The sequence below is a fragment of the Streptomyces sp. NPDC020845 genome (assembly GCF_044334165.1).
Taxonomy (GTDB): Bacteria; Actinomycetota; Actinomycetes; order Streptomycetales; family Streptomycetaceae; genus Streptomyces.
This window is the reverse complement of record NZ_JBIRSJ010000024.1, coordinates 79,292-104,690: the sequence shown is the minus strand read 5'-3', so window position 1 is coordinate 104,690 and position 25,399 is coordinate 79,292. Positions and strand designations below refer to the sequence as shown.

The 25,399-nt window shown below is 68.5% G+C and carries 24 protein-coding genes and 4 pseudogenes; 17 read left to right on the top strand and 11 right to left on the bottom strand.

Translation table 11 applies throughout. The annotated features are described in order from the left end of the window. Positions 1 to 645 precede the first annotated feature (645 nt). From ACH4U7_RS46465 to ACH4U7_RS46400, 14 genes and pseudogenes are all read left to right on the top strand, one after another. Positions 646 to 1,677, top strand: coding sequence for a hypothetical protein (locus tag ACH4U7_RS46465; RefSeq protein WP_398533813.1), 1,032 nt, complete (start codon positions 646 to 648; stop codon positions 1,675 to 1,677). Between the two features lie 32 nt (positions 1,678 to 1,709). Continuing rightward, a complete protein-coding gene (locus tag ACH4U7_RS46460) occupies positions 1,710 to 2,981 on the top strand; it encodes an FAD-dependent monooxygenase (protein ID WP_398533812.1) in 1,272 nt (423 codons plus the stop codon). A gap of 119 nt (positions 2,982 to 3,100) precedes the next feature. Beyond that, on the top strand, positions 3,101 to 4,504 hold the full coding sequence (locus ACH4U7_RS46455) for an MFS transporter (RefSeq protein WP_398533811.1): 1,404 nt from the start codon (positions 3,101 to 3,103) through the stop codon (positions 4,502 to 4,504). A 59-nt stretch (positions 4,505 to 4,563) separates the two neighbouring features. Then, positions 4,564 to 5,412, top strand: a complete 849-nt coding sequence (locus tag ACH4U7_RS46450; protein WP_398533810.1) for an FAD binding domain-containing protein — start codon at positions 4,564 to 4,566, stop codon at positions 5,410 to 5,412. Next, complete coding sequence (locus tag ACH4U7_RS46445) at positions 5,409 to 7,781, top strand: xanthine dehydrogenase family protein molybdopterin-binding subunit (RefSeq protein WP_398533809.1); 2,373 nt, start codon at positions 5,409 to 5,411, stop codon at positions 7,779 to 7,781. The genes ACH4U7_RS46450 and ACH4U7_RS46445 overlap by 4 nt, the downstream gene beginning before the upstream one ends. Further along, positions 7,778 to 8,317, top strand: coding sequence for a (2Fe-2S)-binding protein (locus tag ACH4U7_RS46440; protein ID WP_398533808.1), 540 nt, complete (start codon positions 7,778 to 7,780; stop codon positions 8,315 to 8,317). The genes ACH4U7_RS46445 and ACH4U7_RS46440 overlap by 4 nt, the downstream gene beginning before the upstream one ends. Further along, entirely contained in the window at positions 8,308 to 8,946 is a 639-nt protein-coding gene (locus ACH4U7_RS46435; RefSeq protein WP_398533807.1) for an SRPBCC family protein, read from the top strand. Before ACH4U7_RS46440 ends, ACH4U7_RS46435 begins: the two co-directional genes overlap by 10 nt. Beyond that, a complete protein-coding gene (locus ACH4U7_RS46430) occupies positions 8,943 to 9,617 on the top strand; it encodes an isochorismatase family protein (protein WP_398533806.1) in 675 nt (224 codons plus the stop codon). Before ACH4U7_RS46435 ends, ACH4U7_RS46430 begins: the two co-directional genes overlap by 4 nt. Before the next feature lie 17 nt (positions 9,618 to 9,634). Then, positions 9,635 to 10,507 carry an alpha/beta fold hydrolase gene (locus ACH4U7_RS46425; protein ID WP_398533805.1) on the top strand — a complete coding sequence of 291 codons (873 nt, stop codon included), beginning with the start codon at positions 9,635 to 9,637 and terminating at the stop codon, positions 10,505 to 10,507. Between the two features lie 8 nt (positions 10,508 to 10,515). Beyond that, complete coding sequence (locus tag ACH4U7_RS46420; RefSeq protein WP_398533804.1) at positions 10,516 to 10,785, top strand: hypothetical protein; 270 nt, start codon at positions 10,516 to 10,518, stop codon at positions 10,783 to 10,785. A gap of 299 nt (positions 10,786 to 11,084) precedes the next feature. Then, complete coding sequence (locus ACH4U7_RS46415; protein ID WP_398533803.1) at positions 11,085 to 11,855, top strand: Asp/Glu racemase; 771 nt, start codon at positions 11,085 to 11,087, stop codon at positions 11,853 to 11,855. A 39-nt stretch (positions 11,856 to 11,894) separates the two neighbouring features. After that, the gene (locus ACH4U7_RS46410; protein WP_398533802.1) at positions 11,895 to 13,031 is read left to right on the top strand and encodes an XdhC family protein; all 1,137 of its coding nucleotides are present in this window, start codon (positions 11,895 to 11,897) and stop codon (positions 13,029 to 13,031) included. Between the two features lie 102 nt (positions 13,032 to 13,133). Next, positions 13,134 to 15,614: pseudogene (locus tag ACH4U7_RS46405) on the top strand (SpoIIE family protein phosphatase). Between the two features lie 68 nt (positions 15,615 to 15,682). Beyond that, positions 15,683 to 16,162, top strand: coding sequence for a MarR family winged helix-turn-helix transcriptional regulator (locus tag ACH4U7_RS46400; RefSeq protein ID WP_398533801.1), 480 nt, complete (start codon positions 15,683 to 15,685; stop codon positions 16,160 to 16,162). Here the strand turns inward: ACH4U7_RS46400 and ACH4U7_RS46395 are convergent. The 4 genes and pseudogenes from ACH4U7_RS46395 to ACH4U7_RS46380 all read right to left on the bottom strand — a co-directional run. Next, positions 16,159 to 16,494 (bottom strand): annotated as a pseudogene (locus ACH4U7_RS46395) (formate dehydrogenase accessory sulfurtransferase FdhD); the annotation flags it as partial. The gene ACH4U7_RS46400 and the pseudogene ACH4U7_RS46395 sit on opposite strands and share 4 nt — an antisense overlap. Positions 16,495 to 16,525: 31 nt before the next feature. After that, positions 16,526 to 17,547: pseudogene (locus tag ACH4U7_RS46390) on the bottom strand (integrase). Positions 17,548 to 17,625: 78 nt separating this feature from the next. After that, positions 17,626 to 18,183, bottom strand: coding sequence for a GNAT family N-acetyltransferase (locus tag ACH4U7_RS46385; protein WP_398533866.1), 558 nt, complete (start codon positions 18,181 to 18,183; stop codon positions 17,626 to 17,628). 59 nt (positions 18,184 to 18,242) lie between these two features. Continuing rightward, a complete protein-coding gene (locus ACH4U7_RS46380; protein ID WP_398533800.1) occupies positions 18,243 to 18,644 on the bottom strand; it encodes a helix-turn-helix domain-containing protein in 402 nt (133 codons plus the stop codon). A 21-nt stretch (positions 18,645 to 18,665) separates the two neighbouring features. Here ACH4U7_RS46380 and ACH4U7_RS46375 point away from each other — a divergent pair, with 21 nt between their 5' ends. Then, entirely contained in the window at positions 18,666 to 19,145 is a 480-nt protein-coding gene (locus ACH4U7_RS46375; protein WP_398533799.1) for an integrase core domain-containing protein, read from the top strand. An 84-nt stretch (positions 19,146 to 19,229) separates the two neighbouring features. On the opposite strand, the gene ACH4U7_RS46370 is transcribed toward ACH4U7_RS46375, so the two are convergent. Together ACH4U7_RS46370 and ACH4U7_RS46365 are read right to left on the bottom strand one after the other, a co-directional pair. Further along, entirely contained in the window at positions 19,230 to 19,442 is a 213-nt protein-coding gene (locus tag ACH4U7_RS46370) for a hypothetical protein (RefSeq protein WP_398533798.1), read from the bottom strand. Positions 19,443 to 19,768: 326 nt separating this feature from the next. Beyond that, positions 19,769 to 20,653: an oxidoreductase gene (locus tag ACH4U7_RS46365; protein WP_398533797.1), complete on the bottom strand. Its 885-nt coding sequence runs from the start codon at positions 20,651 to 20,653 to the stop codon at positions 19,769 to 19,771. Positions 20,654 to 20,755: 102 nt separating this feature from the next. On the opposite strand from ACH4U7_RS46365, the gene ACH4U7_RS46360 reads away from it, so the two are divergent. Then, positions 20,756 to 21,598, top strand: a complete 843-nt coding sequence (locus ACH4U7_RS46360) for a helix-turn-helix transcriptional regulator (protein ID WP_398533796.1) — start codon at positions 20,756 to 20,758, stop codon at positions 21,596 to 21,598. 226 nt (positions 21,599 to 21,824) lie between these two features. Here ACH4U7_RS46360 and ACH4U7_RS46355 read toward each other — a convergent pair whose 3' ends face one another. From ACH4U7_RS46355 to ACH4U7_RS46345, 3 genes are all read right to left on the bottom strand, one after another. Continuing rightward, complete coding sequence (locus ACH4U7_RS46355) at positions 21,825 to 22,202, bottom strand: hypothetical protein (protein WP_398533872.1); 378 nt, start codon at positions 22,200 to 22,202, stop codon at positions 21,825 to 21,827. Further along, entirely contained in the window at positions 22,199 to 22,588 is a 390-nt protein-coding gene (locus ACH4U7_RS46350; protein WP_398533795.1) for an ISAs1 family transposase, read from the bottom strand. Before ACH4U7_RS46350 ends, ACH4U7_RS46355 begins: the two co-directional genes overlap by 4 nt. Before the next feature lie 151 nt (positions 22,589 to 22,739). Then, on the bottom strand, positions 22,740 to 23,264 hold the full coding sequence (locus tag ACH4U7_RS46345) for an NUDIX hydrolase (RefSeq protein ID WP_398533794.1): 525 nt from the start codon (positions 23,262 to 23,264) through the stop codon (positions 22,740 to 22,742). Here ACH4U7_RS46345 and ACH4U7_RS46340 point away from each other — a divergent pair. Further along, entirely contained in the window at positions 23,175 to 23,627 is a 453-nt protein-coding gene (locus ACH4U7_RS46340) for a tyrosine-type recombinase/integrase (protein WP_398533793.1), read from the top strand. The two genes, ACH4U7_RS46345 and ACH4U7_RS46340, sit on opposite strands and share 90 nt — an antisense overlap. A gap of 334 nt (positions 23,628 to 23,961) precedes the next feature. Here ACH4U7_RS46340 and ACH4U7_RS46335 read toward each other — a convergent pair whose 3' ends face one another. Together ACH4U7_RS46335 and ACH4U7_RS46330 are read right to left on the bottom strand one after the other, a co-directional pair. After that, on the bottom strand, positions 23,962 to 25,059 hold the full coding sequence (locus ACH4U7_RS46335) for an integrase core domain-containing protein (protein ID WP_398533792.1): 1,098 nt from the start codon (positions 25,057 to 25,059) through the stop codon (positions 23,962 to 23,964). Between the two features lie 129 nt (positions 25,060 to 25,188). Next, positions 25,189 to 25,365 (bottom strand): annotated as a pseudogene (locus ACH4U7_RS46330) (IS3 family transposase); the annotation flags it as partial. Between the last annotated feature and the right edge of the window lie 34 nt (positions 25,366 to 25,399).

The window sequence follows — 25,399 nt, the reverse complement described above, 5'->3', positions numbered from 1 at the left end:
GGCGTGCGCCCTGCTGGTCGAGCGGGGCGTAGGCCTCGATCCGGTACGGGTATCCCGGTACTTAGGTCTCGGGGAAGACGAGCAGGTCGATGCCTTCACGGCCGGCCTATTCGATGAAGCCGATGATCTTGTCGACGGTCGCCTCCGTGTCCATGAACACCGGGGCGGCGTGCACCGCGGCGACGGTTCGCTTGGTGGAAGCAGGAGATGACATCGGAGCCCTCCTCAGAGGCAGCGTGCACCAGCTGGAATCAGCCACGGAGAGCCGTCCATGGCGCATAGTCCGGATGCGGATGGATTAGATCCGAGCACGTACGACCTTCTCTCTGCAAGGTCCCGTGCTGCCTGCATCCATCTCTTGTTCGGCTTCACCGGCCGACGGTGCAGGCTAAAGTGCCCGAAAGTACCAGTTCAGGCCAGCTTGGCGCCGAGGTGTGTCGCGGGTCACTGAAAAAACCTCTCAAAAAACAGCTTCGAGTACTTGCCGGATCGAGATCGTCCGTGCTCGGATTAACTCAGTCGATGGCGCCCTCCAGCGTCGCAACCTAGGCATCAGATGCCTCTCGCATGGCTGGATTCATTTCCTCCTTCGTGCGCCGACCCGGAGCCCACGGTCTCTCACCCTCCCCTCTCTAGGAGCGAGACATGTTCGATCTCACCTCCGTTGACCTGCTCGACGCGTTCACTCAGGAGCTGAAGCTGTGCAAGCTCCAGCCCGATGAGCACGTCGTCGTCCTGTCCGAGCCGAGCAGCCGCGGCGACTATGTGGCGGCTGCCTTCGGTGCCGCGAAGGCCTGCGGCGCGCACGTCGTCGCCGCCACCGTGCCGGGTGGGAATCCCTCGCCCACTGACAGCACCCACACCGGTGCCGGACCGGGCCTGACCGCGGTGCTGAACGACTCCACCGCACAGGACCTGCTCAAGTCGGCGGACCTGGTGGTGGATCTGACGAGGGAGGGTTTCATCCACGCCCCGCTGCAGCAGGAGATCCTTCGCACGGGCACCCGCATCCTGTTCGTCTGCGACGCCCCGGACGTCCTGATCCGCAACCTGCCCAAGGAACAGGACAAGGCGGAGGTCCTCAAGGGCGTGGAGCTGGTCCAGAACGCCTCGGTGATGCGGGTGACCTCGGAGGCCGGCACCGACCTGACCGTCGAACTGCCGGGCTCCAAGCCGGAGTTCCAGGTGGGCTTCGCGGACGACCCGGGCCGCTGGGACCACTGGCCCAGCACGATGGTGCTGTGCTGGCCGAAGTTCTCCGACGGCCGGATCGTGCTCGCCGAGAACGACATCCTGCTGCCGTTCAAGGAGTACGTGCGCCAGCCGGTCACCCTGGAGATCACGAACGGCAACATCGAGAAGGTGTCGGGCGGCGCCGAGGCCAAGCTGCTGGAGACCTTCTTCGAGGACGCCAACGACCAGTGGGCGCGCAGCCTGTCCCACATGGGGTGGGGTCTCATGCGCAGTGCCGACTGGTTCGCCACCGCCCTGTACGGCAAGGACGAGCTGATGGGCATGGACGCGCGGGCGTTCGCCGGCAACTTCCTGTGGTCCACCGGCCCGCACCCCGTGCTGCGCCGTGAGTCGTACGCGCACCTCGATATCGCCATGCGGGGCTGCACCGTCTCGATCGACGGCCAGGACGTCGTCACCGCAGGCCGACTTGTCGAGTCCTGATCCCGCCCGCCGCACCTGCATCGGAGTAACACATGGCATCCACCCAATCTCTCGAAGTCGTCATCGTTGGCGGCGGACTCGGTGGGATGACCGCCGCGCTCTCACTGCGGCAGCGGGGACTCATGGTCACCGTGCTGGAGCAGGCACCACAGATCGGCGAGATCGGCGCGGGCATCCAGACAGCGCCCAACGCCAGTCGCATCCTGCTCGGGCTGGGGCTGCGCAAGCAACTGGAAGCCATCCGTACCGAGCCTCAGGACCAGGTGCGGCGCCGGTGGAAGGACGGCAGCATCATCGGGCTGACCCCGCTCGGCGACCGCTGCAAGCAGGAGTACAACGCCCCGTACTGGCACTACCACCGCGCCGACCTGCACGGCGTTCTCACGGACGCCTGCATCGACCCGAACGGTCCCGGACCGGTCGTTCAACTGCGGACCGCGAGCCGGGTCACCGAACTGGACCGCAGCAACCCCCGCCGCCCCGCCGCGGTGACCGAGGACGGCCGTCGCTTTGAGGCGGACGTGCTGATCGGCGCCGACGGCATCCGTTCCCGGGTCCGCGATCTGATGGGCCTGCCCGATACGCTGCTCTTCTCCGGCGAGATGGCCTTTCGGGCGCTGATCCCCGGCGACCTCATCGCAGCCGACCCGTCCACCCGCTTCCTGATGGACCGCTTCCAGAGCACCATCTGGTACGGCCCCGGCCGGCACCTGGTCCACTACATGATCCGCGGCGGCGAGTACCTGAACGTCGTCGGCTGCGTCCCGTGCCCCGATGAGGTGGCCGAGAAGTGGACCGCCACGGTCAGCGCCGAGGACCTCGTGAACGCCTACCAGGGCTGGGACGACCGCGTCGCGTCGATGCTGTCCAAGGCCAAGGACGATGTTCTCGCCTTCGCTCTCTACCACCGCCGCCGCGACCCGGTCTGGGTGGACGGCCGCGTCGCCCTCCTGGGTGACTCCTGCCACGCCATGCTGCCCTACCAGGCACAGGGCGCCTCCCAGGCCATGGAGGACGCAGCCGTTCTTGCCGAGGAACTCGGCCGGGTCACCGGCGACGGCATCGACGTCGCGCTGCGCCGGTACGTCGACCGGCGAGCCAAGCACGCCGGCATGGTCCAGGACGCCTCGCTGCAGAACAAGTCCTTCTACCACTACGAGGACGGTCCTCAGCAGGAAGCCCGCGACGAGCTGCTCGGGCGCGGCTTCGACGGCGAGTCCGACGTGTCCTACGACTGGCTGTGGAGCGGCTCCCCGCTCAACGACCCCGATCTGGGCGCCTACGACTACAGCTTCGCCCGCTGACCGAATCCCCCGGTCTCCGTCCGCTCAACCCCCTTCCCGGCCCCACGGCTTCCCCGCTTTTCGACCCCCGGTGTCCGCCCCACGCGGGCGCGTCCCCCTCGAACACCCGTGGAGTGACCATGAAAACAGGCGACCAGATAGTTCAGGACCTCCCATGGAGATGGGGGGTCCAGGGCAAGATCTTCATCATCGGCGGCCTCGGCTACCTGTTCGATGCCTACGACATCGCCCTCAACGGCTTCCTCATGCCGCTGCTGGGTGAGCACTTCGACCTGGCGCTCTCCCAGCGCGGCCTTGTGGCCACCGCCAACCTGATCGGCATGGCCGTGGGTGCGGTGGCCTGGGGGGCCGTCGCGGACCGCATCGGCCGCAAGAAGGCCTTCAGTATCACGCTGCTGATCTTCGCGCTGTGCTCGGTGCTCGGTGCCCTCGCCCCGAACTACCCCATCTTCCTGGCCCTGCGCTTCGTGGCCGGCGTCGGGCTGGGCGGCTGTATCCCCGTCGACTACGCCCTGGTGGCGGAGTTCTCGCCGAGGAAGTACCGCGGGCGCATCCTGACCGCACTGGACGTGTGGTGGCCGGTCGGCGTGACCCTGTGCGGTGTCGTGTCGACGGCCATGCTGACGCTCGACAACAACTGGCGGTGGATGCTCACCGTGATGAGCCTCCCGGCCCTGCTGCTCTTCTGGGTGCGCCGCGGTGTCCCCGAGTCCCCGGTCTACCTCAGCAAGAAAGGCAGGGAGGCCGAGGCACGAGTTGTCATCGACGACCTCGTGGCCCGCACCGGTGCGCCGGCCGAGCCGTATGTCATCCCGGCACCGCCTCGGCAGGTGAAGGCGAACGGCCCCCGGGCCGCGCTGGAGCAGCTGCGTGACATATGGAAGTTCAGCGCACGCATCACCTCCGCTGCCTGGCTGCTGTTCGCCACCGTCATGCTGGTGTACTACGCGGCGCTGAGCTGGATGCCGTCCATCCTCAAGGAGCAGGGCCTCGGCGACAGGGCCGCCTTCATGAGCACCACACTCATGAGTGGGGTCGGCATCGTCGCCGTCCTGACATCCACCGTGTTGGTCGACCTCGTCGGCCGGAAGTGGCTGATCGGTGCCACGGCCCCGTTCGCCGCGGTCGCGCTGGTGGCGTTCGCCCTGCTACTGGACATGCCGACCGGGTCGGTCGTGGCCATCGCGGTCTTCGGTTTCCTGATGCAGCTGGCCATCCCGGCGATGTACGCCTACGTCTCCGAGTTGTATCCGACCCTGCTGCGGGCCAGCGGCTTCGGCTGGGCGTCCTCCTTCAGCCGTGTGCTGACCGGCTTCGCGCCGCTGCTGTTCGGCTCGGTGCTGTGGCCGCTGCTGGGGCTGCCGTTGACCTTCGCAGTGCTGGCCCTCGCTGTCGTCGGAGCCGTCGTCTGGACCGCGGTCGCGGCTCCCGAGACGAAGGGACGGGCGCTCGACGACGACATCGAGGTCGTTCCGGGGGGCCATCTGGCTCCCGCACCGACACCCGGTCAGGCGGTGCTCTGAGGGTTTGCCCCGGCTGATCGGGCATACCTCCCCGCCAGGCTCCGTACGACAGGAGAGACATGAAGCCCGCTCCCTTCCGCTACCACCGGGCGCGCGACGTCGAGGACGCCACAACGCTCCTCGCCGAGCTGGGTGACGACGCCAAGGTCATCGCAGGCGGCCAGAGCCTGGTCGCGATGATGAACTTCCGGCTGGCCCGGCCCGGACACCTGGTCGACATCGCCGGTCTGCGTGAGCTGGGTCATCTCGGTGTCGACACCGACGGCGGACTGCACATCGGGGCACTCACCACCCACCACATGGTGGAGACCGCCCCGCCGCACCAGCTGGGAGCGGGCTTCGACGTCATCCGTGACGCCATGGCGTGGATCGGCCATCTGCCGATCCGCACGCGTGGAACGGTCGGCGGCAGCATGGCGCACGGTGACTCCACCGCCGAGTGGTGCCTGCTCGCCGTCCTGCTGGACGCCGAGCTCGTGGCCCAGAGCCCGCGCGGCCGGCGCCACATCCCTGCCGGGGAGTTCTTCTTCGGCTACTACACGACCGCGCTGGACCCCGACGAGATCCTCGTCGAGATCGTCTTCCCGCGCCCCGCACCCCGCGCGGCGCTCGCCGAGTTCGCCGAGCGCCGAGGCGACTTCGCCATTGTGGCCGCCGCCGTCGACCTGGACACCGACAGCCGCGCGGTCAACGGCGGTCGGGTGGCCCTCGGCGGGGTTGCCGCGATGCCGGTCCGGGTCCCCGAGGCGGAGGCGGTACTGGCCGCCGGCGGCTCGTTCCGCGATTGCGCGGAAGCGGCCGCCGCCGCGGTGGACCCACCGGGCGACGCCAACGGCAGCACCGAGTACCGCAAGCACCTCATCCGCACCCTGGTCGAACGAGCCTGTGAGGAGGCGATGTCCCGATGAAGCCCGCCAAGGACGACCTGCTGGTCGGCAGGTCGGTCGCACGCCGCGAGGACCCCCGGCTGCTGAGCGGACACGGCCGTTTTGTCGACGACATCGAGCTGCCCGGCCAACTGCACGCGCAGTTCGTCCGCAGCACCGTCGCCCACGGAGTGATTACCGGAGTCGACCTCACCGAGGTACGCAAAGTCCCGGGCGTCGTGGCGGCCTTCACTGCCGCCGACCTGGAGCTGGGCGATATCACCGCCCAACTCGGCCGACCACTCTCCGAGTTCGTCCCTACCGCCATGCCCGTACTCGCCCGCGACCGCGTCCGCTACGTCGGCGAACCCATCGCCGTCGTCGTCGCCCGTGACCCGTACACCGCCGAGGACGGCCTGGAGGCCGCCAAGGTGACGTACGAATCCCTCCCGCCCGTCACCAGTGAGGAACAGGCCTTCGCCGCCGACGCCCCGCTGGTGCACGAGGAAGCCGCGCACAACACCCTCGTCGACGTCACCCCGTTCGCCACCAGAGGCATCGACCGCATCTTGACCAAGGCCGCCTGCGTGGTCCACGTGGACGCGAGGACCGGCCGGCAGAACGCGCTGCCGCTGGAGACCCGCGGTGTGGTGGCGCACTGGGACGACCGGGAGGAACAGCTGGTCCTGCACACCTGTACCCAAGTCCCGCACCAGGTACGGACGGTGGCCTCACGCTGCATGCGGCTCGACGAGCGGGCGGTGCGGGTGATCGTCCCGGACATGGGCGGTGGCTTCGGCCTCAAGTGCGTCGTCGGACGCGAGGAGATCGCCGCCGCCGCGGCCGCGCTGCGGCTGCGGCGGCCCGTCAAATGGATCGAGGACCGCAAGGACGCCCTGTCCGCGTCCTTCCTCGCCCGTGAACAGCACTACACCGCACGCGCCGCCTTCGCCGCCGACGGCCGGATCCTCGCCCTGGACGCCGACGTGGTCTGCGACATGGGCGCCTACTCCTGCTACCCGTTCACGGCCGGCATCGAGCCGCTGATGGCCGCCGCCGAGATGCCCGGTGTCTACAAGCTGCCCGCCTACCGGGTACGCGGCCGGGCCATCACCACCAACAAGGCGCCGACCGCCCCCTACCGAGGCGTGAGCCGCCCGCAGTACGTCATGGTCATGGAGCGGCTCATGGAACGCGCCGCCCGCGAACTCGGCCTGGACCCGCTCGAGATCCGACGCCGCAACATCATCACGGAGTTCCCCTACACCGGTGTCAACAACATGACCTACGACCCCGGTTCGTACCTGGAGTCGCTCAACCTGTGCGAGCAGGCGCTGAAGGAGGCCGGCTGGTACGACCGCCAGGCCGCGGCCCGGGCCGAGGGACGCCACATCGGGATCGGCTACAGCTGCTTCAGCGAACGCACCGGCTACGGCTCGAAGGCCTTCGCCGCGCGCAAGATGGAGGTCGTCCCGGGCTTCGACCTCTCCGAGGTCCGCATGGACACCAGCGGTGCGGTCACCGTGACCACCGGCACCATGAGCCACGGGCAGAGTCACGAGACGACCATGGCGCAGATCGTCGCCGACGCGCTCGGTGTCAACATCGCCAGGGTCAAGCTCCACCAGGGCGACACCGACCGGATCACCTACGGCTGGGGCTCGTTCGCCAGCCGCTCGATCACGGTCGGCGGCAGTGCCGTACGCCTGGCGGCGGTCAAGCTGGGCGACAAGCTCCGTGCGATCGCGGCCGCGGAGTGGGGCATCTCCCCGGAGGAGACCGAACTCGACCGGGGCGGGGTGCGCCGACGTGACGATCCGGACGCCTTCCTCACTCACGAGCATCTGGCCGACACCGCGTACCTCAGGTCGCACCTGCTGCCCAAGGGCATCGATCCCGGCCTCACCGCCACCGCCGTCTTCGACGTCCACAACGACGGCACCTTCTCCAACGCCACCCACGGAGTGGTCGTCGAACTGCACGAGGGCACCGGCCAGGTGGAGATCCTCGCCTACGTCTGCGTCGAGGACTGCGGTGTGGCGATCAACCCCCAAGTGGTGGAGGGCCAGGCCCGCGGCGGCATCGCCCAGGGCATCGCCGGGGCGCTCTTCGAGCAGGTGACCTACGACGCGCAGGGCGAGCCGTCGGCCACCAGCTTCATGGACTACAAGGTCCCCACCGCCCATGAGATCCCCGAAGTCTCCATCCACCACCTGGAGACCCCCTGCGCCTTCACCGAGACCGGTGCCAAGGGCGCCGGGGAGGGCGGCACCATCGGGGCCCCCGCCGCCGTACTCAACGCCGTCAACGACGCGCTGCGCGCCACCGGCGTCGAACTCGACAACACCCCCATCACACCGGAGACCGTCCACCGTGCCCTGACCCCATCCGCACTGGAGCAGACATCATGACCGACACCACCGGTCTGGGCGACGACGTCCAGCTCATCACCCTCGACGTCAACGGCACCTCGTACGAGGTGGTCACCGCGGCGCGCCGCACCCTGGTGGACGTGCTCCGCCACGACCTGCGGCTCACCGGCACCCACGTCGGCTGCGAGCACGGCATCTGCGGAGCCTGCACCGTGCTCGCCGACGGGCTCCCGGTGAGGGCCTGCCTGATGTTCGCCGCACAGGCGGAGGGATCGCGGATCACCACCGTCGAGTCCCTCGCCGACCCCGAGACCGGCGAACTCAGCGATCTGCAGCGGTCCTTCACCGAACACCACGGTCTGCAGTGCGGCTTCTGCACCCCCGGCTTCCTCATGCTCGCCCAGGGCTTCCTCGCGGAGCAACCGGACGCGACCAAGGGGGAGATCAAAGAGGTCGTCGCCGCCAACCTGTGCCGGTGCACCGGCTACCAGACCATCGTGGAGGCGATCGACGCCTGCGCGACCGCCCGGCGTGCCCAGTGCGCCAAGGGCACCGAGGAGACAACATGCAACTGATCAACACCGTTCCCGTCAAAGCCGCGCCCGACGCGGTGTTCGCCCTGATCAACGACGTACAGCGAGTGGCGTCCTGTATGCCGGGAGCTGCCCTCGAAGGACGCGACGGCGACAACTGGCGCGGCGCCGTCAAGGTCAAAGTGGGCCCGATCACGGCCGCCTACGCCGGCACGGTGCGTTTTCTGGAGGTCGACAGCGAGAAGCGGCAGCTGCGCGTCCACGCCAGCGGCGCCGACACGCACGGCAGCGGTGACGCCGAGGCCGAGGTTTTCGTGGAGGTGGTGCCGACCTCGGACGGCGCGCAGCTGAACCTCAACACCGACCTGGTGATCCGGGGCAAGATCGCCCAGTTCGGCAAGGGCGCCATCGCCACCGTGTCCGACCGGATCCTCCAGCAGTTCGCCCAGAACCTCGGCAACCTGCTGCTGGCCGGCGGCGGTACCGAGGCCCCCACAGCCACGTCGGCCGGGTCCACTCCGGTGGCCGCCGCGCCCGCCGCGGCGTCCGCCGAGCTCAACGGGCTGTCCTTGGTCGCCGTCCCGCTGCTGAAGAAGTACGGACCGACTGCCGCCGCCTTCCTGCTCGGTCTCCTTCAGGGCTGGCTTCTGGGGCGGGGGAGGCGTCGGTGAGCGCCGGACTCTACGGTGTCGGCACCGACCGCACCTACAAGCAGGCCGGCTTCGGAGCCCCGGTTCGACGCGGCAGCCGTCCGGCGATCGTCGTGGTCGATCTGACCCGCGGCTTCACTGAGCCTTCCTACCCCTCGGGCGCTGACCTGACCGAGGCAGTCGCCGCCACCACGTGCCTGATCGAGGCGGGTCGCCCTGCCGACGTGCCGGTGATCTTCACGGCCATCGCCTACACGGAGGCCGAGGCCACCGGTGACTCGGTCACCTGGCTGCGCAAGGCACCGGGCCTGCGCGGGCTCGTCGAGGGCAGCGACGCGGTCGCCATCGACCCGCGACTGCCCATGCGGACGGGACACGACGTGCTGGTGGTGAAGAAGGGGGCCTCCGCGTTCTTCGGCACCAGCCTCGCCGCCACCCTCACCGGCCTCGGCTGCGACACCGTCGTGGTCTGCGGCGCCACCACCAGCGGCTGCGTGCGGGCCACCGTCGTCGACGCCGTCCAGTCGGGCTTCTCGGTGCTGGTACCCCGCGCCTGCGTCGGCGACCGGGCCGAGGGGCCGGCCGGGGCAGCGCTCTTCGACATCCAGGCCAAGTACGGCGACGTCATCAGCCTGGACGACGCCGTCCGCTACGTCAGCTCCGTGCCGGCCACCTCAGCCCGGCGCGCCTGATCATGAGGAGAAGTGACATGTCCCAGCGATCGATACCGCAGGCCGCGCTCGCCGACCTCGCCGACGCGCCGGCCATCAGCCGGTGGGTCCGCTCCGGCGGCATCCGACTGCACGCCCTCGACTACGGCGGGGACCTGCCCCCGCTGGTCGTCCTGCCCGGCATCACGAGTCCCGCGATCACCATGGACTTCATCGCCCGCGAACTGACCGACCTGGTCAGGCCCGTGGTGCTCGACGTACGCGGCCGGGGACTGTCCGACGAGGGCGACAGCTACGGACTCAAGGAGTACGCCGAGGACACCGAGGCCCTCATCACTGGTCTGGGACTGGACCGCCCGCTGCTGTTCGGCCACTCCATGGGTGCGCGGATCGCGGCTGTCACCGCGGTGCGGGCCAAGGTGTCCCTGCGCGGGGCCGTTCTCGCCGACCCACCCATGAGCGGGCCGGGCCGGGCACCGTATCCCACTACCCTGGAGGCGTTTCAGCGACAGCTGTCCGAGGCCCTACGCGGCACGGACGCCGACGAGGTGGCCGCGTTCTGGCCCACCTGGCCGCGGCGCGAACAGGAATTGCGGGCGCGCTGGCTGTCCAGCTGTGCCGGGGAGGCCATCGCGGCCACGCACCACGGTTTCGAGTACGAGGACTTCTTCGACTGGTGGCGCCTGGTCCCCGCACCCGCTGCCATGCTCTATGGGGCCGACAGCCCGGTGGTCACCGCCGCCGGAGTTGAGGAGGCGGCGTGCGCGAACCCCCCGGCCACCTTGTATGGCATTCCCAAGTCCGGCCACATGATCTTCTGGGACGCCCCGGAGACCGGCCTGGCGGCCCTGCGTGCGGCGCTGGGCACGATCCTCTCCCTGCCCGCCGGCCACTCTGATCAGCGTGTTTAAGTGTGGTCATGCCTGATGAGACGCCACCCTCCGCGACCACCCCCCGCGCTCCGGTCTCCCTGACCGCTGCCGCCGGCTACCAGGTGCGCCGCCTCTACCAGGCATATCTCGCCGCCTGGTTGCGCGAGGTGGACCCGGTGCTCACCGGCCCGCAGTTCGCTGTGCTCCAGACCATCGAGGCACATCCGGGCCGTGACCAGAGCTCTCTGGCAGCCGCCGTGGCACTGGACACCTCGACGATGGCGGAGTGGCCCGCCGTCTGGAGACCCGGCAGCTGATCACCCGCCGCACTGCGGCCGACGACGGCCGCCCAAACTGCTCTACCTCACCGAGGAAGGTCAGGACCTCCTCCGTGAGGCCGACCAACGCGCACGGGCGCTGGACCGGCTCCTGCTGGAGCCACTCGGCGAGACTCAACGCGGAACCCTTCTGCACACGCTGACGTCCCTCGCCGACCACTGGGTGGGACTGGCCTCGGGCTCGTAGCCCTCCCCGGTCACCCAAGTGCCCTGCTCAGGTGCGCTTGCGGGGCGGGGGAGAGGTACCGGCCCGTGCCGCAAACCGGAGGACCAACCCCATGACGGACCATCACATCGGCCTGATCGTGCCCAGCTCCAACCTGACGATGGAAACCGAACTGCCGCGGATGCTCAACGCCCGCGAGGCCGTCGAGCCCGACGACCGTTTCGTGTTCCACAGCAGCAGGATGCGGATGAAGCACGTCACCCCCGAGGAACTGCGCGGCATGAACGCGCAGACCGAGCGGGCCGCCCTCGAACTCGCCGACGCCCGGCCCGACGTCGTCGCCACTGCCTGCCTGGTCGCCATCATGGCCCAGGGCCCGGGGCACCACTGCGTGGCCGAGGCGGAGATCACCTCCGTCCTGCGCTCCGAAGGCGCCCAGGCACCGGTGGTCTCCAGCGCCGGGGCCCTGCTCAGCGGTATCGGGGCCCTCGGTGCCCGGCGGGTGGCCATCATCACGCCGTACATGAAGGATCTCACCGCCAAGGTCATCGAGTACATCGAGGACGCCGGCATCGAGGTGGTCGACGCGCTCAGCCTCGAAGTGCCCGACAACCTCGCGGTCGCCCGCCTCGACCCCGCCGATCTGCGCGAGCACTGGAAGCGCCTCGACCTGCGACGGGCCGACGCCCTGGTGCTGTCTGCCTGCGTGCAGATGCCGTCCCTCGCGTCGATCCAGCCGGTGGAGGACGAAGCAGGTCTGCCCGTGCTGTCGGCGGCCACTTCGACCGCCTTCCGCATCCTGCAGGAGCTCGGCTTGCCTCCCGTCGTCCCCGGCGCCGGAAGCCTGCTCGGCGGCCGTGTGGCGAGCCCGGCCGCGAGCTGAGCTCACCCACGGCTCAGCCGGTCCCGAGAGGAGTGGATCATGCGTGACGTGCTGGACCCGCTGCTGTCCTGGTGGGCCGAGGGCAAGGCGTCGGCGCTGGCCACCGTGGTGGCCACCCACCACTCCGCGCCCCGTCGACCGGGGGCCGCCATGCTGGTGGGCCCCGGCGGCGAGGCGGTCGGCAGCGTCTCGGGCGGCTGCGTCGAAGGCGCCGTCTACGACCTTGGTCAGGAGGTGCTCGCCGAGGGCCGGCCGCAGCTCCAGCGGTACGGAGTGTCCGACGAGGACACCTTCGCGATCGGGCTGACCTGCGGCGGCACCCTGGACGTATTCGTGGAGAAGATCGACCCCATGACGTTTCCCCAGCTTGGCGAGGTGGCCGAGACGATCCGGGCCGGCCGTCCGGTCGCGGTGGGCACGGTCATCGCAGGGCTGCCGGAACGGCTCGGCCGACGTCTGGTGGTCTGGCCGGACCGGGCGGCGGGCGGCACCGGCTCGGACCGGCTGGACGACCTTCTGCGTCGGGACATGCGCGGCCTGCTGGACGTCGGACGAACCGATGTACTGCGGTACGGCCTCGACGGACCATGCCGAGACGAGGCCCCAGCCGTGTTCGGCCAAGGGCTGGAGGTCTTCGCCGAGACCTTCGCGCCGCCGCCCCGGATGCTGGTGTTCGGCGCCATCGACTTCGCGGCGGCTCTGGCCCGGACGGGAGCGTTCCTCGGCTACCGGGTGACGGTGTGCGACGCACGCCCGGTGTTCGCCACCACCGCCCGGCTGCCCGGTGCGGACGAGGTGGTCGTGGCGTGGCCGCACCGGTATCTCAGGTCCGAGGCCGAGGCCGGGCGCATCGACGGGCGCACCGTGATCTGTGTGCTGACCCATGACCCGAAGTTCGACGTCCCGCTGCTGGAGGTCGCGCTGCGCTTGCCCGACGTCGGCTACATAGGCGCGATGGGATCCCGCCGCACCCACGAGGACCGATGGAACCGGTTGACGGAGACGGGGGTTACCGAGGCGGAGCTGAAGCGGCTGTCCAGTCCGATCGGCCTGGACCTGGGCGCTCGCACTCCGGAAGAGACCGCCGTGTCCATCGCGGCGGAGATCATCGCCTTGAAGGGCGGGGGCAGCGGCTTGCGGCTGGCCGACCGTCCGGGCCCGATCCACGTCGGTTGACGCGCGGGCGTCGTGTATACCCGCAGAACCGGACTGAAGCCGTGCTCGGTGGAAAAATATGACACGAGGGACCGAACGCTCACAGGGACGGAGAGTGCCACTGTGGGGAGATACGAGGATGTCGACACCACCCGGCAACGGTCCGACGTGGCCAATGCCGCACCGTTGCTGCTGGACGCTCACTCCGTGGTGACCAGCTGGACCCCCGACGCCGAGCGGCTTCTCGGCTATCCCGCCCCGGACGTGGTCGGCCGAGCCGCGGCGGATCTCCTGATCCCTGAGGAAGCGGCGCGGGTACCGGAGCTGGCCGAGCGGTGCCGGGCGAACGGAGGCTGGACGGGACTGCTGACGGCCCGGCACCGGAACGGACATCCGGTCAGGCTGATGGTGCGGATCGTCCTGGCCGCGGAGATGCGTGGCCCGGAGCGATGGCTGGTGCTCCTTGAGGATCTGGGCCACGCTGCGGGATGGGGCATGAGCCGCGGAATCCTCGAACGCATGGTGTCCCAGTCCGCGGTGGGCATAGCGATCGTGGACACGGACTTGCAATACGTGTGGTCGAACCCCGCCCTGTCCCGGTTCGGCGGAGGCACTCCGCACGAACGGCTGGGAAAGAGACTCGCCGACGTCCGGCCCGGCCTCGACGCCGCAAAGTACGAAGCCCAGATGCGACTGGTCCTCAAGACCGGTCGGCCCGTCACCGCCTACGAGACGGTGGGCCGGGTGCGGTCGACCCCGGACCGGGAGACGGCGTACTCGATGTCCTTCACCCGACTGGAGGATGACGCCGTACACCCCGTCGGAGTGTTCTACACCGTCGAGGACATCACCGAACGCCACCGCGCCCGGCAGCGCCCGGCCCTGCTCGACCAGGCGGGCCAGCGCATGGGGCGCTCACTGGACGTGACGCGCACCGCTCAGGAACTGGCCGACGTGGCTGTACCCGGCCTCGCCGACTTCGTGAGCGTGGACCTGCTGGAACCGGTGCTCCGTGGCATGGAGCCGCCGTCCGGGACGTTGAACGACCACGACGTTGCATCACTGTGCCGAGCGGGGCACCAGTCGACCAGGGACGGTGTCCCGGAAGCGCTGGTCGACATCGGTGTCGCGACCTCCTACCTGGCCGGATCCCCTCCGGTCCGGTGCCTGACCAGTGGCAGCTCCTGGCGCGAGGAGCGCCTCGACCCGCTCGCGAAACTTTGGATCGGCAACCTTCCGCCCGACCGGAGGGCCACATTCCTTGATCTCGGGCTGCACAGCGCGATGGCCGTGCCGATCCGCACACGCGGCATCACTCTGGGCGTCGCCACGTTCTTCAGGCGCGAGCACCGGGAAGCGTTCTACGAGGAAGATCTCGGCCTGGCAGAAGACTTCGTGGCTCGCGCGGCGGTGTGTGTCGACAACGCTCGCCGGTACACACGGGAGCGACGCGGCCCTCGTCCTCCAGCGCAATCTGCTCCCGCACGGGCTTCCGGAACAGGATGCGGTGGACGTCGCCGCCTGCTACCGGCCGGCTGACGAGCTTACCGGCCTCGGCGGCGACTGGTATGACGTCATCCCGGTGTCCGGAGCGCGGGTCGCTCTCGTGGTGGGAGAGGTGCCGGGGCACGGCATCGACGCGGCCGCCGCGATGGGACAGTTGCGCACCGCCGTACGCACCCTTGCCGACCTGGATCTGTCTCCCGAGGAGGTGCTCGCCCACCTCGACGACCTGGTCGCCCAAGCCGCCCGGGACCAGAACTCCGGATCCGGAGCTGCGGCGGACGGTGCCCGCCGCAGCGTGGGCGCTGGCTGCCTGTACGTGGTCTACGACCCGGTCACGGGGCGGTGTGCTATGGCCAGCGCGGGTCATCCGGTGCCGGCGGTCATCGCCCCCGACGGCACCGTCACCTTTGCCGACATGCCCGCGGTCCGGCCCTCGGCGTCGGCGGCCTACCCTTCGAGGCGGTCGAGCTCGATCTGGAGGTAGGCACCACGCTCGCGCTGCACACGGACGGCCTCCTCAGGGGTGACGGCACGGAGGGCGCGGGTGATGGCGGGCTGACGGACGTTGATGCGCCCAGAGAGCGTCTGCGCAGGAACCTGGAGAGCCTCGATCCGTCACTGGACCAACGGTGTCGCGCTGTCGTGGACGAACTGGTGTCCCCACGACCGCGTGACGACGCGGCCTTGCTGATGGCACGCACCAAGCGCCTGGACGCCGAACATGTCGCCACCTGGGATGTGCCGACCGACCCGGCCCTCGTCGCCGAGGCTCGCAGATCGAGCACACGGCAGCTCGCCGCCTGGGGGCTCGACGAGCTGGCCTTCACGACCGAACTCGTGGTGAGCGAGCTCGTCACCAACGCGATCCGGCACGCCATCGGTCCCGTCCGGGTGCGGCTGATCCTCGTACAGTCCCTGATCTGCGAGGTGTTCGACGGCGGCGCCACCGCTCCGCATCTGCGGCACCCGAAGACGACGGACGAGGGCGGGCGCGGCCTGTTGCTGATCTCCCAGTTCACCCAGCGCTGGGGCACCCGCTATCTGCCGGAGGGAAAGGTCATCTGGGCCGAGCAGCCGCTCACGGAGTCCGCGGTGTGACAGCGCTGTGCAGGATGCTGTGACCCCGTTCTCGCTCGGGATCGGCGATGCGTGCTTAAGTAGGCCTCATGTCCGACCAGACTCCGCCCGCCGAGACCGACCCGGTGATCCCCGCCAGCCTGACGGCCGCCCCCGGCTACCAGGTGCGTCGGCTCTACCAGGCGTACCTCGTGGCGTGGGCGCGTGAGGTCGACCCGGTGCTGACGGGCCCGCAGTTCGCGGTGCTGCAGACGGTGGAGGCCAATCCGGGCCGCGACCAGCGCTCCATGGCCGCCGCCGTGTCCCTGGACACCTCCACCATGGCCGACGTGGCCCGCAGGCTGGCCAACCGAGGCCTGCTCGCCCGCCGCACGTCGCCCACCGACGCCCGCCGCAAACTGCTCTACCTCACCGACGCGGGCCATGAGGCTCTCCGTAAGGCCCACGACCGGGCCCGGATGCTCGACAAGATCCTCCTGGAGTCCTTCGACGAGGCGGAGCGTGAACCCTTCGTCGCCGCGCTGCAGAAGCTCGCCGACCACTGGGAAGGGCTGGCGGAGGATTCCTAGCCAGACGGTCGGGCAGTAACGGTGCCGGACGACTCGTTCATGGATTCTCCTGCGTCGGGGTGAGGCTGAAGGCGTTCAGGGCCGGTGTACATGTTCATGGAGGTGCCGCGCAGGAATCTGACGAGCGTCAGCCCGCTCTCGGCGGCAAGGTCGACGGCGAGCGAGGACGGAGCGGATACGGCGGCCAGGAATGGGATGCCGGCCATCACTGCCTTCTGCACCAGCTCGAACGAGGCACGGCCGCTCACCATGAGAACCCTTTCGCGCAGCGGCAGCAGGCCGGAGCGCAGCGCGTGTCCGACGACCTTGTCGACGGCGTTGTGCCGGCCGACACTGCGGGTGCCGATAAATCATCCGCGCAGTTCAGGCGGCGTGCTGGTACTGGTTGAGGGTTCCGCCGAGTCGGTCTCGTCTGTGGACGTCCAGGTGGGCGAGTTGGGCTTGTTGGGTGATGGGTGTGGGTAGTGGGCGGCATGGGGCGACTTGTTCCAGGGCTCTGCGTGGGCGGTGTTCGTTGTAGTAGGCCTCGGCAGGTCTGTATCCAGCGCTCGATGAGAGAGTTCATCCGGGGTATCGGGATTCCGGTGGTGATGACCTTGAGACCGGCATCGGTCATCAGGGTGTCGAAGGCGGCTGTGAACTTCGAGGCGCGGTCGCGGATCAGGAACCGTGCCCTGCTGCCCGCGTCTTCGAGGTCCATGAGGAGGTTGCGTCCGAGCTGCACGATCCAGTCCCCGGTCGGATGTGCACTGGCGCCCAGAATCCGGATGCGACGGGTGATGTGCTCGATGACGGCGAAGACGTACAGGCTCGCCCCTGTCAGCGTGCGGACTTCGAAGAGATCGCAGGCGAGAAGGGCCTCGGCCTGGCCGCGGAGGAAGTCGGCCCAGGTGGTGCTCTGCCGTTCGGGTGCGGGTGGGATGCCATGATCGCGGAGGATCACCCAGACAGTGGACGCGGCGACCTTGATCCCCGGTGCGGCGAATTCGCCGTGGATCCGGCGTTATCCCCACGCGGCATTTTCCTTGGCCAGACGCAGGACGAGGGCACGGACCGAGCGGATGGTGCGGGGGCGTCCACGCCGCTTGGGCATGCAGGTCGCGGCATGGCGCCGCCTGAGGAGCTCACTATGCCAGCGCAAGACCGTCTTGGGGCGGACAGGCAGTAGAAGGTGCCGCAGTCTGTCTTTGGGCAGGTGGTGCAGAAGGCCGGCGAGGACAGCGCGATCACTGTCATGGAAGGCGGGCTTGCCGACCTGGCTGCAGGACCAGCAGTTGGTGCCGGAGCACCAGGATCTCGATGTCCTTGTCTCTGTCGCTCATCGGCAGGAGGCGTAGGAGGGCCCGGATGTTGGTAGCGGCGAGGTAGGCCAGGCGTAGCAGCACGAGAGATCATGATGCCGTCGGGGCCTTGTGCTGGTGAAGATCTCCGGGCGAGCGTCGGCCAGAGTTGAAGATCTTTGATCAAGCTCTCACCTGCGTGGATGATTTACCGGCACCCGCAGACCGCAGGCCGAGCCACTGATCGGCGTCCCAGGCCCGGAACCGCTCCACTTCAATGAACCCCAGCTTTGCCGCGAGGCGCATCGAGCCGACGTTGGCGGTCTGGGTGGCGAGCACCACCGGCTCGCCGGGAAGGACGCCTTCGAGCCAGTCCAGTGCCGCCGCGCACGCCTCGGCGGCATACCCGAATCCCCACGCCCGCGGCAGGAACAGGTAGCCGAGATCGACCTTCCCCACGGCAGCCGGGCGACGGTGCTCCGTTGCTCTCCTGAGCAGGATCTGGCCGATCATCACCCCGTTGAGATCAACGACGAAACTCCCGGGCCGCCGCCCGGGCACCTCAGGCATCTCGCGCTCAAGCTCGTCACGCGGCCGGGCGCCGCCGAGATAGGTGTGCACCTCCGGCGAGGCGTGCAGCTCGATGAACGTCGCACGGTCCCGGGCCTCGGGCTCACGCAACACAAGCCTCTCGGTCCTGATCGGTGCAGGCGGCCAGGCAACGGGTCCGAGATCCATCATGTCGGCCAGCCAATCAGTAGGCTCAGCAGCGATCAAGACTCGCGAACCCTCTTGACTTCTTATCCCCCTGAGATGTCATGGATCCTGACGTACCCCCAGGTGGGGTTGTCTCGTGCCAAGCGCTGGATGAGCGCCGCGATCTCCTCTGACAGCGGTGGCCGGCCGGGGCCGGTTGGGGTCTGGTGCCATTTCCAGCGCACCATACGACGGTGCCAGGTCAGCAGCGCGCCCCGGGTGACCAGCCGATGACGACGCAAGGCGGGTGGCAGCTGGCGGGCGAGGGCGGAGGGCACGGCACGATCGGCCCATGAGAGCCTTGGCCGCTTGATCTGCCGTCGAAGCACGGCGACCTCATGGCGAAGCGCGAGGATCTCGGCGCTGTTCGCGGCGGTCGATCGGCCCAGCAGGAGGAGGCAGCCCAGCAGTCGGCAGAAGATCAAGTAGAGCAGTCGCAGACCCACAATCACTGATCATGCCCATACTTGGAGGATCGCAAAGCACCAAGTCAACCACCGTACGCCAATAAAGACACCCTTCAGGTGCAGCAGGCGCGGAATCGCACCGTCGACCTGGGCATACGCATCGAGTCCCTGCGCTTGTTGCTGCGCGACCGCGATGGCAAGTACGGCGAGTCCTTCGACGCCGTCCTTCGGGCCGAGGAGATGGAGATCCTCAAAAGTGCGCCACAGGCTCCCCGTATGAGCGCGCACTGCGAACGCATCATCGGCAGCATCCGACGCGAATCCCCCGACCACGTCCTCATCATGAACGAGGCCCACGCCCGCCACTTCCTCGCGGCCTACGAGCGGCACTACAACGAACACCGACCGCACCAGGCCCGCAACCAGCTACCACCCGACGCTCACAAACAACCCGCCGCTGCGCATCGCCTCAGCACCGGCAAAGTCCTGCGCACCCGGATCCTCGGCGGCCTCATCAACGAGTACAAATATGCGGCATGAAACGCAGCGATGACTTTTCGAGCGGCAAAGGCAGCAAGTTCAGCGCCGCATTCGACGCCGTCTTCGCCAGCAACGGCACAGCCGTCATCCCAACGCCGCCGCAAAGCATCCGTACCAGGCGATGTTGCAGATATAGATGCAGTGGTGGCGTGGTACTGAGAGGAAGCTGATGAAGCCACGTCCGCCGAGAATGTCGAATTCTCGGAGTCCGCCTTCTCGATCGAAGGGTCGACCCACCTTTGCCGCGTCGATTCCCAGCGCGGCGAGTTCGGTCGCCAGCCGTTCGACCTCTGCCACGACGCCCAGGACTTCGGCGTAGTCGCGTGACGCCCGGTTCGTGGTGGCCTGTCGGCTTGATGGGGGCTGGAAGCAGTGCAGGCACGGGCTTCCAAGATCATGGAGTTCTCTACGCCCCCGTGATCCGAGTGGAAGACCGTGCCTGCCGACGCATCTTCGCTGATTCCGCCTGCCCATGACCAGCTCCGGGAGCATCCCGAGGTCGCATCGCAGGAGGTCCCAGGCCTGTTGGGCGCCGTCGCCGACCTGGCCGGAACCGTGGTGACCAGCGATGCAATGCACACACAGCACTTGCCGAGTCCCGAGGTTGATGCGTTGTCGTGTGATCACCTCTGTCCGCGGGGGTATTCCGGCATGGTCAGGGGAAACGTGGTGCCTGTCAGTTCTTCGGAGAGGGTCCAGAGGCGGCGGGCGAGTTCGGGATCCTGGGCAGCCTTGGAGCGGCCGGCGATCTCGGGCAGGCCGCGGGCCTCCAGGAAGCCGCTCGGGGAGATGTAACTGTTGCCCGGGATGTCGGCGGTGGCCGCGTAGAGCGTGGTCTGTGCGCCACCGTCCTCGTCCTGTGACAGGGGACGCAGAAGGGCGTTCATGATGCGGATACGTGCGTTGCCGGCGTGGCTGATCAGGTTCGTGTCGGCCAGGCCCGGGTTGGCGACGGTGGCGATGACATCAGAGTGGGCCGCGGTGAGGCGGCGCTGGAGTTCGGCGGTGAAGAGCATGTTGGCGAGCTTGGACTGCGCATAGCCGGCGAACGGCTTGTACGGCCGGCGCTCCCAGTTGGGGTCGTCCAAGTCCAGCGTTCCGACCCGGTGGCCGCCGGCTGCGACGGTGACGACTCGCCCCCTGATCTGTGGCAGGAGCAGGTTGGTGAGTGCGAAGTGCCCCAGGTGGTTGATGCCGAAATGGAGTTCGAAGCCGTCGGCCGTACGCCCCAGCGGCTGCATCATGACGCCCGCGTTGTTGATCAGCAGATCGACAGGAGCGGTGCACGTTTCGGCGAAGTCTCGCACCGAGGACAGGTCGGCAAGGTCGAGCCGGCGCACCTCGGTCGGACCGTGCATCCGCGCTGCGGCGGCGCGGCCCTTGTCGAGGTCGCGGACCGCGAGGATGATGCGGACGCCCTGTTCGGCGAGGGAACGGGCGCTGGCACGGCCGATTCCACTGTTGGATCCGGTGATGATGGCGGTGCGACCGGTAAGAGGGTTCGTCATACGTCAAGGCTCGTGCGGCCGGAACCGGGTAGCCAGTGCCCGCCGCTACGGTAGGAACGGCGTTACCAGGTAAACCGGCGGTGCCGCGCCCATCATGGGGGCATGTCGTCTGCGGAGAATGATCTGGGTGGCCTGCTGCGCGCCTGGCGTGACCGATGCTCACCCACCGACGTCGGCCTGACCGCACACGGCAGGCGCCGTGCCCGTGGACTGCGTCGTGAGGAACTGGCGGGCCTGGCCGGGGTCAGCGTCGACTATCTCGTGCGCCTGGAGCAGGGCCGGTCCCGGCGTCCCAGTCCGCCGGTCGCGGCCGCGCTGGCCAGGGCCCTGCAACTCGATGAGCAGGAAACCGCCGTCCTCTACCAGGCTGCCGGGCTCCCCGTGCCGTCCGGCCGCGCCGTACCGGTGCATGTCCCCCCTGGTGTCCAGCGCCTCGTCACCCGCATGGCCGACTACCCGGTGGCCGTCTTCGCAGCGGACTGGACCCTCATCACGTGGAACGCGCTCTGGAGCGCCCTGAACGGCGACCCGGCCGGACGGCCGGCGACCGACCTCAACGTGGTCCGGGCCGCCTTCTGCCAGGCACCGGCATGGGCGAACATGCATGGACCCGACGAGGGCAACGAGCGCGCCCTCGTCGCCGACCTGCGCCAGGCCGTGACCGCCTATCCGGAGGATGAGAACCTTCGCTCCCTCATCGCCGAAGTCGGCGACGCCAGTTCGCGGTTTCGTGACCTGTGGAACTCAGGAGTAGCAGGGCGGCACGTCACCTCTCGCAAGGTGATGCACCACCGGCTCGCCGGTGAACTCACCCTGGACTGCGACGTCCTGACCGTTCCCGGCTCCGACTTGAAGATCACCGTGTATACCGCCGCGGCAGGCAGCCCCGACGCCGAACGCCTGGAGTTCCTGCGGGTCAGCGCCGTCCACACGGTTACCCCATGACGTCCGTCACTCGTCGGTGCCGTCCGCGTGAGCGGCGTCGCGCCTGGTAACGCGATTCCTACCGTCGCGAAGGGCACTGGTTCAACGCCGTACGAGGGCCGAGCCTTGATGCATGAACACCCTGACTCTCAACAACGGCGTCACGATGCCCTCGATCGGCTTCAGCGTCTTTCAGAACCTGCCCGAGGAGCAGGGCTTCGGCGTTCGCGTGACGCCCGGTTCGTGATCACCCGAGGCCGAGGAGTGCGAGGGGGCGATGGGGGTCACGGGCGTTGCGGCGGAGGCTGGCCGCGATGTTCTTCGCTCCGGCTGTGCGCAGGGCTCCGATGGCGAGGTTGCGCCAGGTGGCCATCGCGCGGGGCGCGTTACCGGTCCGCAGCTGGGAGGCGTCCTCAGCAAAGGTGGTGTCGCGGACGTGGTGCAGGGCCTCGATCTTCCAGTGATCCCGGACGAGTTGGGCGAGCGGGACCGGGGTGGCCTGCTCGGCGGTCAGGCTGGTGACGGCATAGACCGTCTTGACGGTGGTTCTGCCGGTCTTGCGGTCAGTGCGCCGGCGCTTGATCTGGACGGCCTGGCGGGCTCCGGGGAAGAGAAGGCTGTTCACGGTGGCGACCTTGATCCGCGGATCTCCGAGCGGCCGTGGCCGACGCCCCGGGTGCGGCCCTGAAGCGGGATGTCCTTCCAGGGAAGGGACTTGAGCTGCCTGCGCAGCTTCTTCTGGTTGCCCTTGACGATCACGATGTAGTGGGCCTGGCGGCCGAGGAGGTATGCGGCGTGCTTGTGCTGTGTGTGCATTGCGTCGCTGGTCACCACGGTTTCGGCCAGGTCGGCGACGGCGTCCAACAGGGGCTGGAAGCAGATGATCTCGTTGGTCTTCTCCTGGACGTCCAACTGGGCCAGGACCAGGCCGGTAATGTGGTCGAGAGCGGCAAGCAGGTGGATCTTCCGGCCGTTCGCCCGGGCCGCGCCCCGCAGGCTTTTGCCGTCCACCGCGAGCCCGCGCAGCCCGGCCGGCTGCGGGCATCGGTCGAACCCTCCGCCGAAACCACCCAGGTCAGGCGCCTTCCAGCACCACGAACCACAGTGATCGGGTCATGCAGCTGAAATGCCCGACCTGAACCGAGGCAACCCGCATCGCCGATCACCCGGCTGCCACTTCGCCCGCACCGCTGTCGGACCCGGAACCCAGATATCGGCGGAGAGCTTCCCGCCCTCCCGGAACGAAGCACCATTGATCAACGACTTCGCGCAGTTCGGCAACCGTCAGCCAGTCCAGCCAGTCGATCTCACCCGGGTCCGGGACCAGGGGCTCCGACGACAAGAGGGCCTCATGCACCCCGAACCATATGGGGCTAATCCCTTCCCTGCAGAGGAACTTGAACAGGAAGCGCACCGGCACGCGAACGCCGAGCTCTTCAGCCAGCTCGCGGACCGCCGCCTCCTCATACGGCTCGCCCACGTCCACGGCGCCGCCGACCATCACGTCGTAGTAGCCCGGGAACCGGGACAGCGTCTCGGCCCGTCGCAGCACCAAGATCCGCCCCTCGCGGTCACGGCAGATCGTTGTTGCAATGCGATGCGGCCAGTTCTCGCGCACCGCCTCGTCTCGCTCGACTATCCCCAACACGCGGTCATGCTCATCGACATGCTCAACCAGTTCGCTCACGGAGGCACGATCTCAGCCCCCACTGACAACACGGCCCCACGAGCACCAGCAGCGAGTGATCCGCATCACAGGAAGCCCCGTGGAAAGCAACACGACCGACGATCTGCGTCGCGAATACGGCCTCGACGCTTGGCCTGCTCAATCGCGACACGAGGTCATCCGCACACGGCCTCTGCGGACACAAGACATTCCTATGCGACCTGGCTGCTACGCAAAGGCGCCGGCATGGAGAGCGTGAAGGAACTCCTCGGACACGCCTCGATCACCACCACGATGGACACGTACGGGCACCTCACCGTCGAAGACGCCCGCCGGACGCTGGAAGCGGCGGGCTGGTTCACCGGCCGGGAGGTGCGTCTGTGACCGTCACACCCCTGCCCCACGGGCCCGCTCAGCCGGCCCGGGCTGTTGGAGAAACTGCTGGCTGCCATCCGCCCGGAGTTCCGCGTCGACGTCTTGGTCCCCGACGCCGACGACCCGGTGCTGGGCTGGAAGCGCTGCCCGGTCCCGGGCTGCAACCGCGCCGCGCACGAGCAGGGCCTGTGCACCGGCCATGCCCAGCGCTGGCTCCGGGACGGACGCCCTGACCTCGCGGTGTTCCTCGCCGACCCCGGCCCTCCGCTCCGGGGCCTGGGCGAGCTCACGCACTGCACCGTCCCCGGCTGCCTGACACCCCTGGTAGTTCGGAGAATGCAGGTCACGCGGCATGTCGGTACTCGTGAAGGATCCCGCCGAGTCGATCGCGTCGTCGTATGTCGAGACGGCTGATCTGCTCAGGATCGTCGATCGGCGTGGGTAAGGCGTGCAGCGGTCTGGCGTTCGCGATGCCCTGGTGCGGCCGGTGTGCGTTGTAGAACTGCTCGAACTCTCGTAGGGCGTGGAGCAGGTGCCGGTGGTTCCAGATCAGGGTGCGGTCCAGGAGTTCCCGTCTGCAGGTCTGTACCCACCTTTCCATGATCGAGTTCATTCTCGGCGTCTGAACGCCGCTGAGGACGACCTCGATCCCCGCATCCGCCAGGATGGCATCGAACAGGTCGGAGAACTTTCCGTCCCGGTCCCTGATCATGAATCGTGCCCGGCAGTCGAGGTCCTCAAGATCCATGGCGAGGTTCTTCGCAGCCTGCGCCACCCATGAAGAGGTTGGGTGCGCGGTGGCACCCAGGACCCGGATCCGTCGGCTGGCATGCTCGATGACGGCAAGCACGTACATCCGAGCCCCGGACAGGGTGACCGTTTCGAAGAAGTCGCAGGCCAGCAGGGCATCGGCCTGGGAGCGCAGAAAGTCCGCCCACGTGCTGGAGGACCGCTCGGGTGCTGGATCGATGCCGGCCTCTTGCAGGATCTCCCAGACGGTGGAAGCGGCCACCTTCACGCCCAGGACGAGCAGTTCACCGTGCAGGCGGCGATATCCCCAGCCGGGATTCTCCCGCGCCAGGCGCAATACCAGGGCCCGCACGGAGTGCACGGTCCGAGGCCGTCCCGAGCGCCTGGGCCGGGAGGCGGCAGCATGGCGGCGTGCGAGAAGGTCGCGGTGCCAACGGAGCACCGTGTCCGGACGCACCACTAGCCGCACTCCGCGGAGCACGTCCTTGGGGAGCCGGTGCAGCAGCGCCGCCAGAAATGCCCGATCGCTCGGGGCGAACCGCACCCGCTCCTTGCCGAGTTGGCGCTCCAGCACCATGATCTGGTGCCGCAAGGCGAGTATCTCGACAGTCTTGTCCCGATCGCCCATCGGTAGCAGGCGCGGCATGGCGAACGCATTCATCACGCCCAAGTAGGCCAGTCGCAGCAACATGGTCGATCATGTTGCCGCGGCGAGCACCAGCCTCGCGAGAGCGCCCGTTCAGGCGACTTCTCCGGTCGACCTCCCGCACACGGCGCGCACCGCATCCCACCAGGGCGGATGATATTTTCGGCAAGCGCACACTAGCGCGTTGTCGTAGGCATCCCCCTACTGCTAATCGATGATGCAATTCCATCCAGCGCAGCAGTTTCCGCAATCGCATTCGAGGTGTATTGGCCCGGCATCGCTGTGATGGATCAGCCCGTCACCGACACGGCGTCGGGCGTCATCGCGCCGCCACAGCGCCATCTTCAACGGTTCACGCGCGTGTCCACACTGATTTTTGTCTCAC

Excerpts from the sequence above, each read along its gene's own strand:
- ACH4U7_RS46465 (WP_398533813.1), top strand. The coding sequence starts at position 646 with ATGTTCGATCTCACCTCCGTTGACCTGCTCGACGCGTTCACTCAGGAG.
- ACH4U7_RS46460 (WP_398533812.1), top strand. The coding sequence starts at position 1,710 with ATGGCATCCACCCAATCTCTCGAAGTCGTCATCGTTGGCGGCGGACTC.
- ACH4U7_RS46455 (WP_398533811.1), top strand. The coding sequence starts at position 3,101 with ATGAAAACAGGCGACCAGATAGTTCAGGACCTCCCATGGAGATGGGGG.
- ACH4U7_RS46450 (WP_398533810.1), top strand. The coding sequence starts at position 4,564 with ATGAAGCCCGCTCCCTTCCGCTACCACCGGGCGCGCGACGTCGAGGAC.
- ACH4U7_RS46445 (WP_398533809.1), top strand. The coding sequence starts at position 5,409 with ATGAAGCCCGCCAAGGACGACCTGCTGGTCGGCAGGTCGGTCGCACGC.
- ACH4U7_RS46440 (WP_398533808.1), top strand. The coding sequence starts at position 7,778 with ATGACCGACACCACCGGTCTGGGCGACGACGTCCAGCTCATCACCCTC.
- ACH4U7_RS46435 (WP_398533807.1), top strand. The coding sequence starts at position 8,308 with ATGCAACTGATCAACACCGTTCCCGTCAAAGCCGCGCCCGACGCGGTG.
- ACH4U7_RS46425 (WP_398533805.1), top strand. The coding sequence starts at position 9,635 with ATGTCCCAGCGATCGATACCGCAGGCCGCGCTCGCCGACCTCGCCGAC.
- ACH4U7_RS46420 (WP_398533804.1), top strand. The coding sequence starts at position 10,516 with ATGCCTGATGAGACGCCACCCTCCGCGACCACCCCCCGCGCTCCGGTC.
- ACH4U7_RS46415 (WP_398533803.1), top strand. The coding sequence starts at position 11,085 with ATGACGGACCATCACATCGGCCTGATCGTGCCCAGCTCCAACCTGACG.
- ACH4U7_RS46410 (WP_398533802.1), top strand. The coding sequence starts at position 11,895 with ATGCGTGACGTGCTGGACCCGCTGCTGTCCTGGTGGGCCGAGGGCAAG.
- ACH4U7_RS46400 (WP_398533801.1), top strand. The coding sequence starts at position 15,683 with ATGTCCGACCAGACTCCGCCCGCCGAGACCGACCCGGTGATCCCCGCC.
- ACH4U7_RS46385 (WP_398533866.1), bottom strand. The coding sequence starts at position 18,183 with ATGATGGATCTCGGACCCGTTGCCTGGCCGCCTGCACCGATCAGGACC.
- ACH4U7_RS46365 (WP_398533797.1), bottom strand. The coding sequence starts at position 20,653 with ATGACGAACCCTCTTACCGGTCGCACCGCCATCATCACCGGATCCAAC.
- ACH4U7_RS46360 (WP_398533796.1), top strand. The coding sequence starts at position 20,756 with ATGTCGTCTGCGGAGAATGATCTGGGTGGCCTGCTGCGCGCCTGGCGT.
- ACH4U7_RS46340 (WP_398533793.1), top strand. The coding sequence starts at position 23,175 with ATGCGGCCAGTTCTCGCGCACCGCCTCGTCTCGCTCGACTATCCCCAA.
- ACH4U7_RS46335 (WP_398533792.1), bottom strand. The coding sequence starts at position 25,059 with ATGTTGCTGCGACTGGCCTACTTGGGCGTGATGAATGCGTTCGCCATG.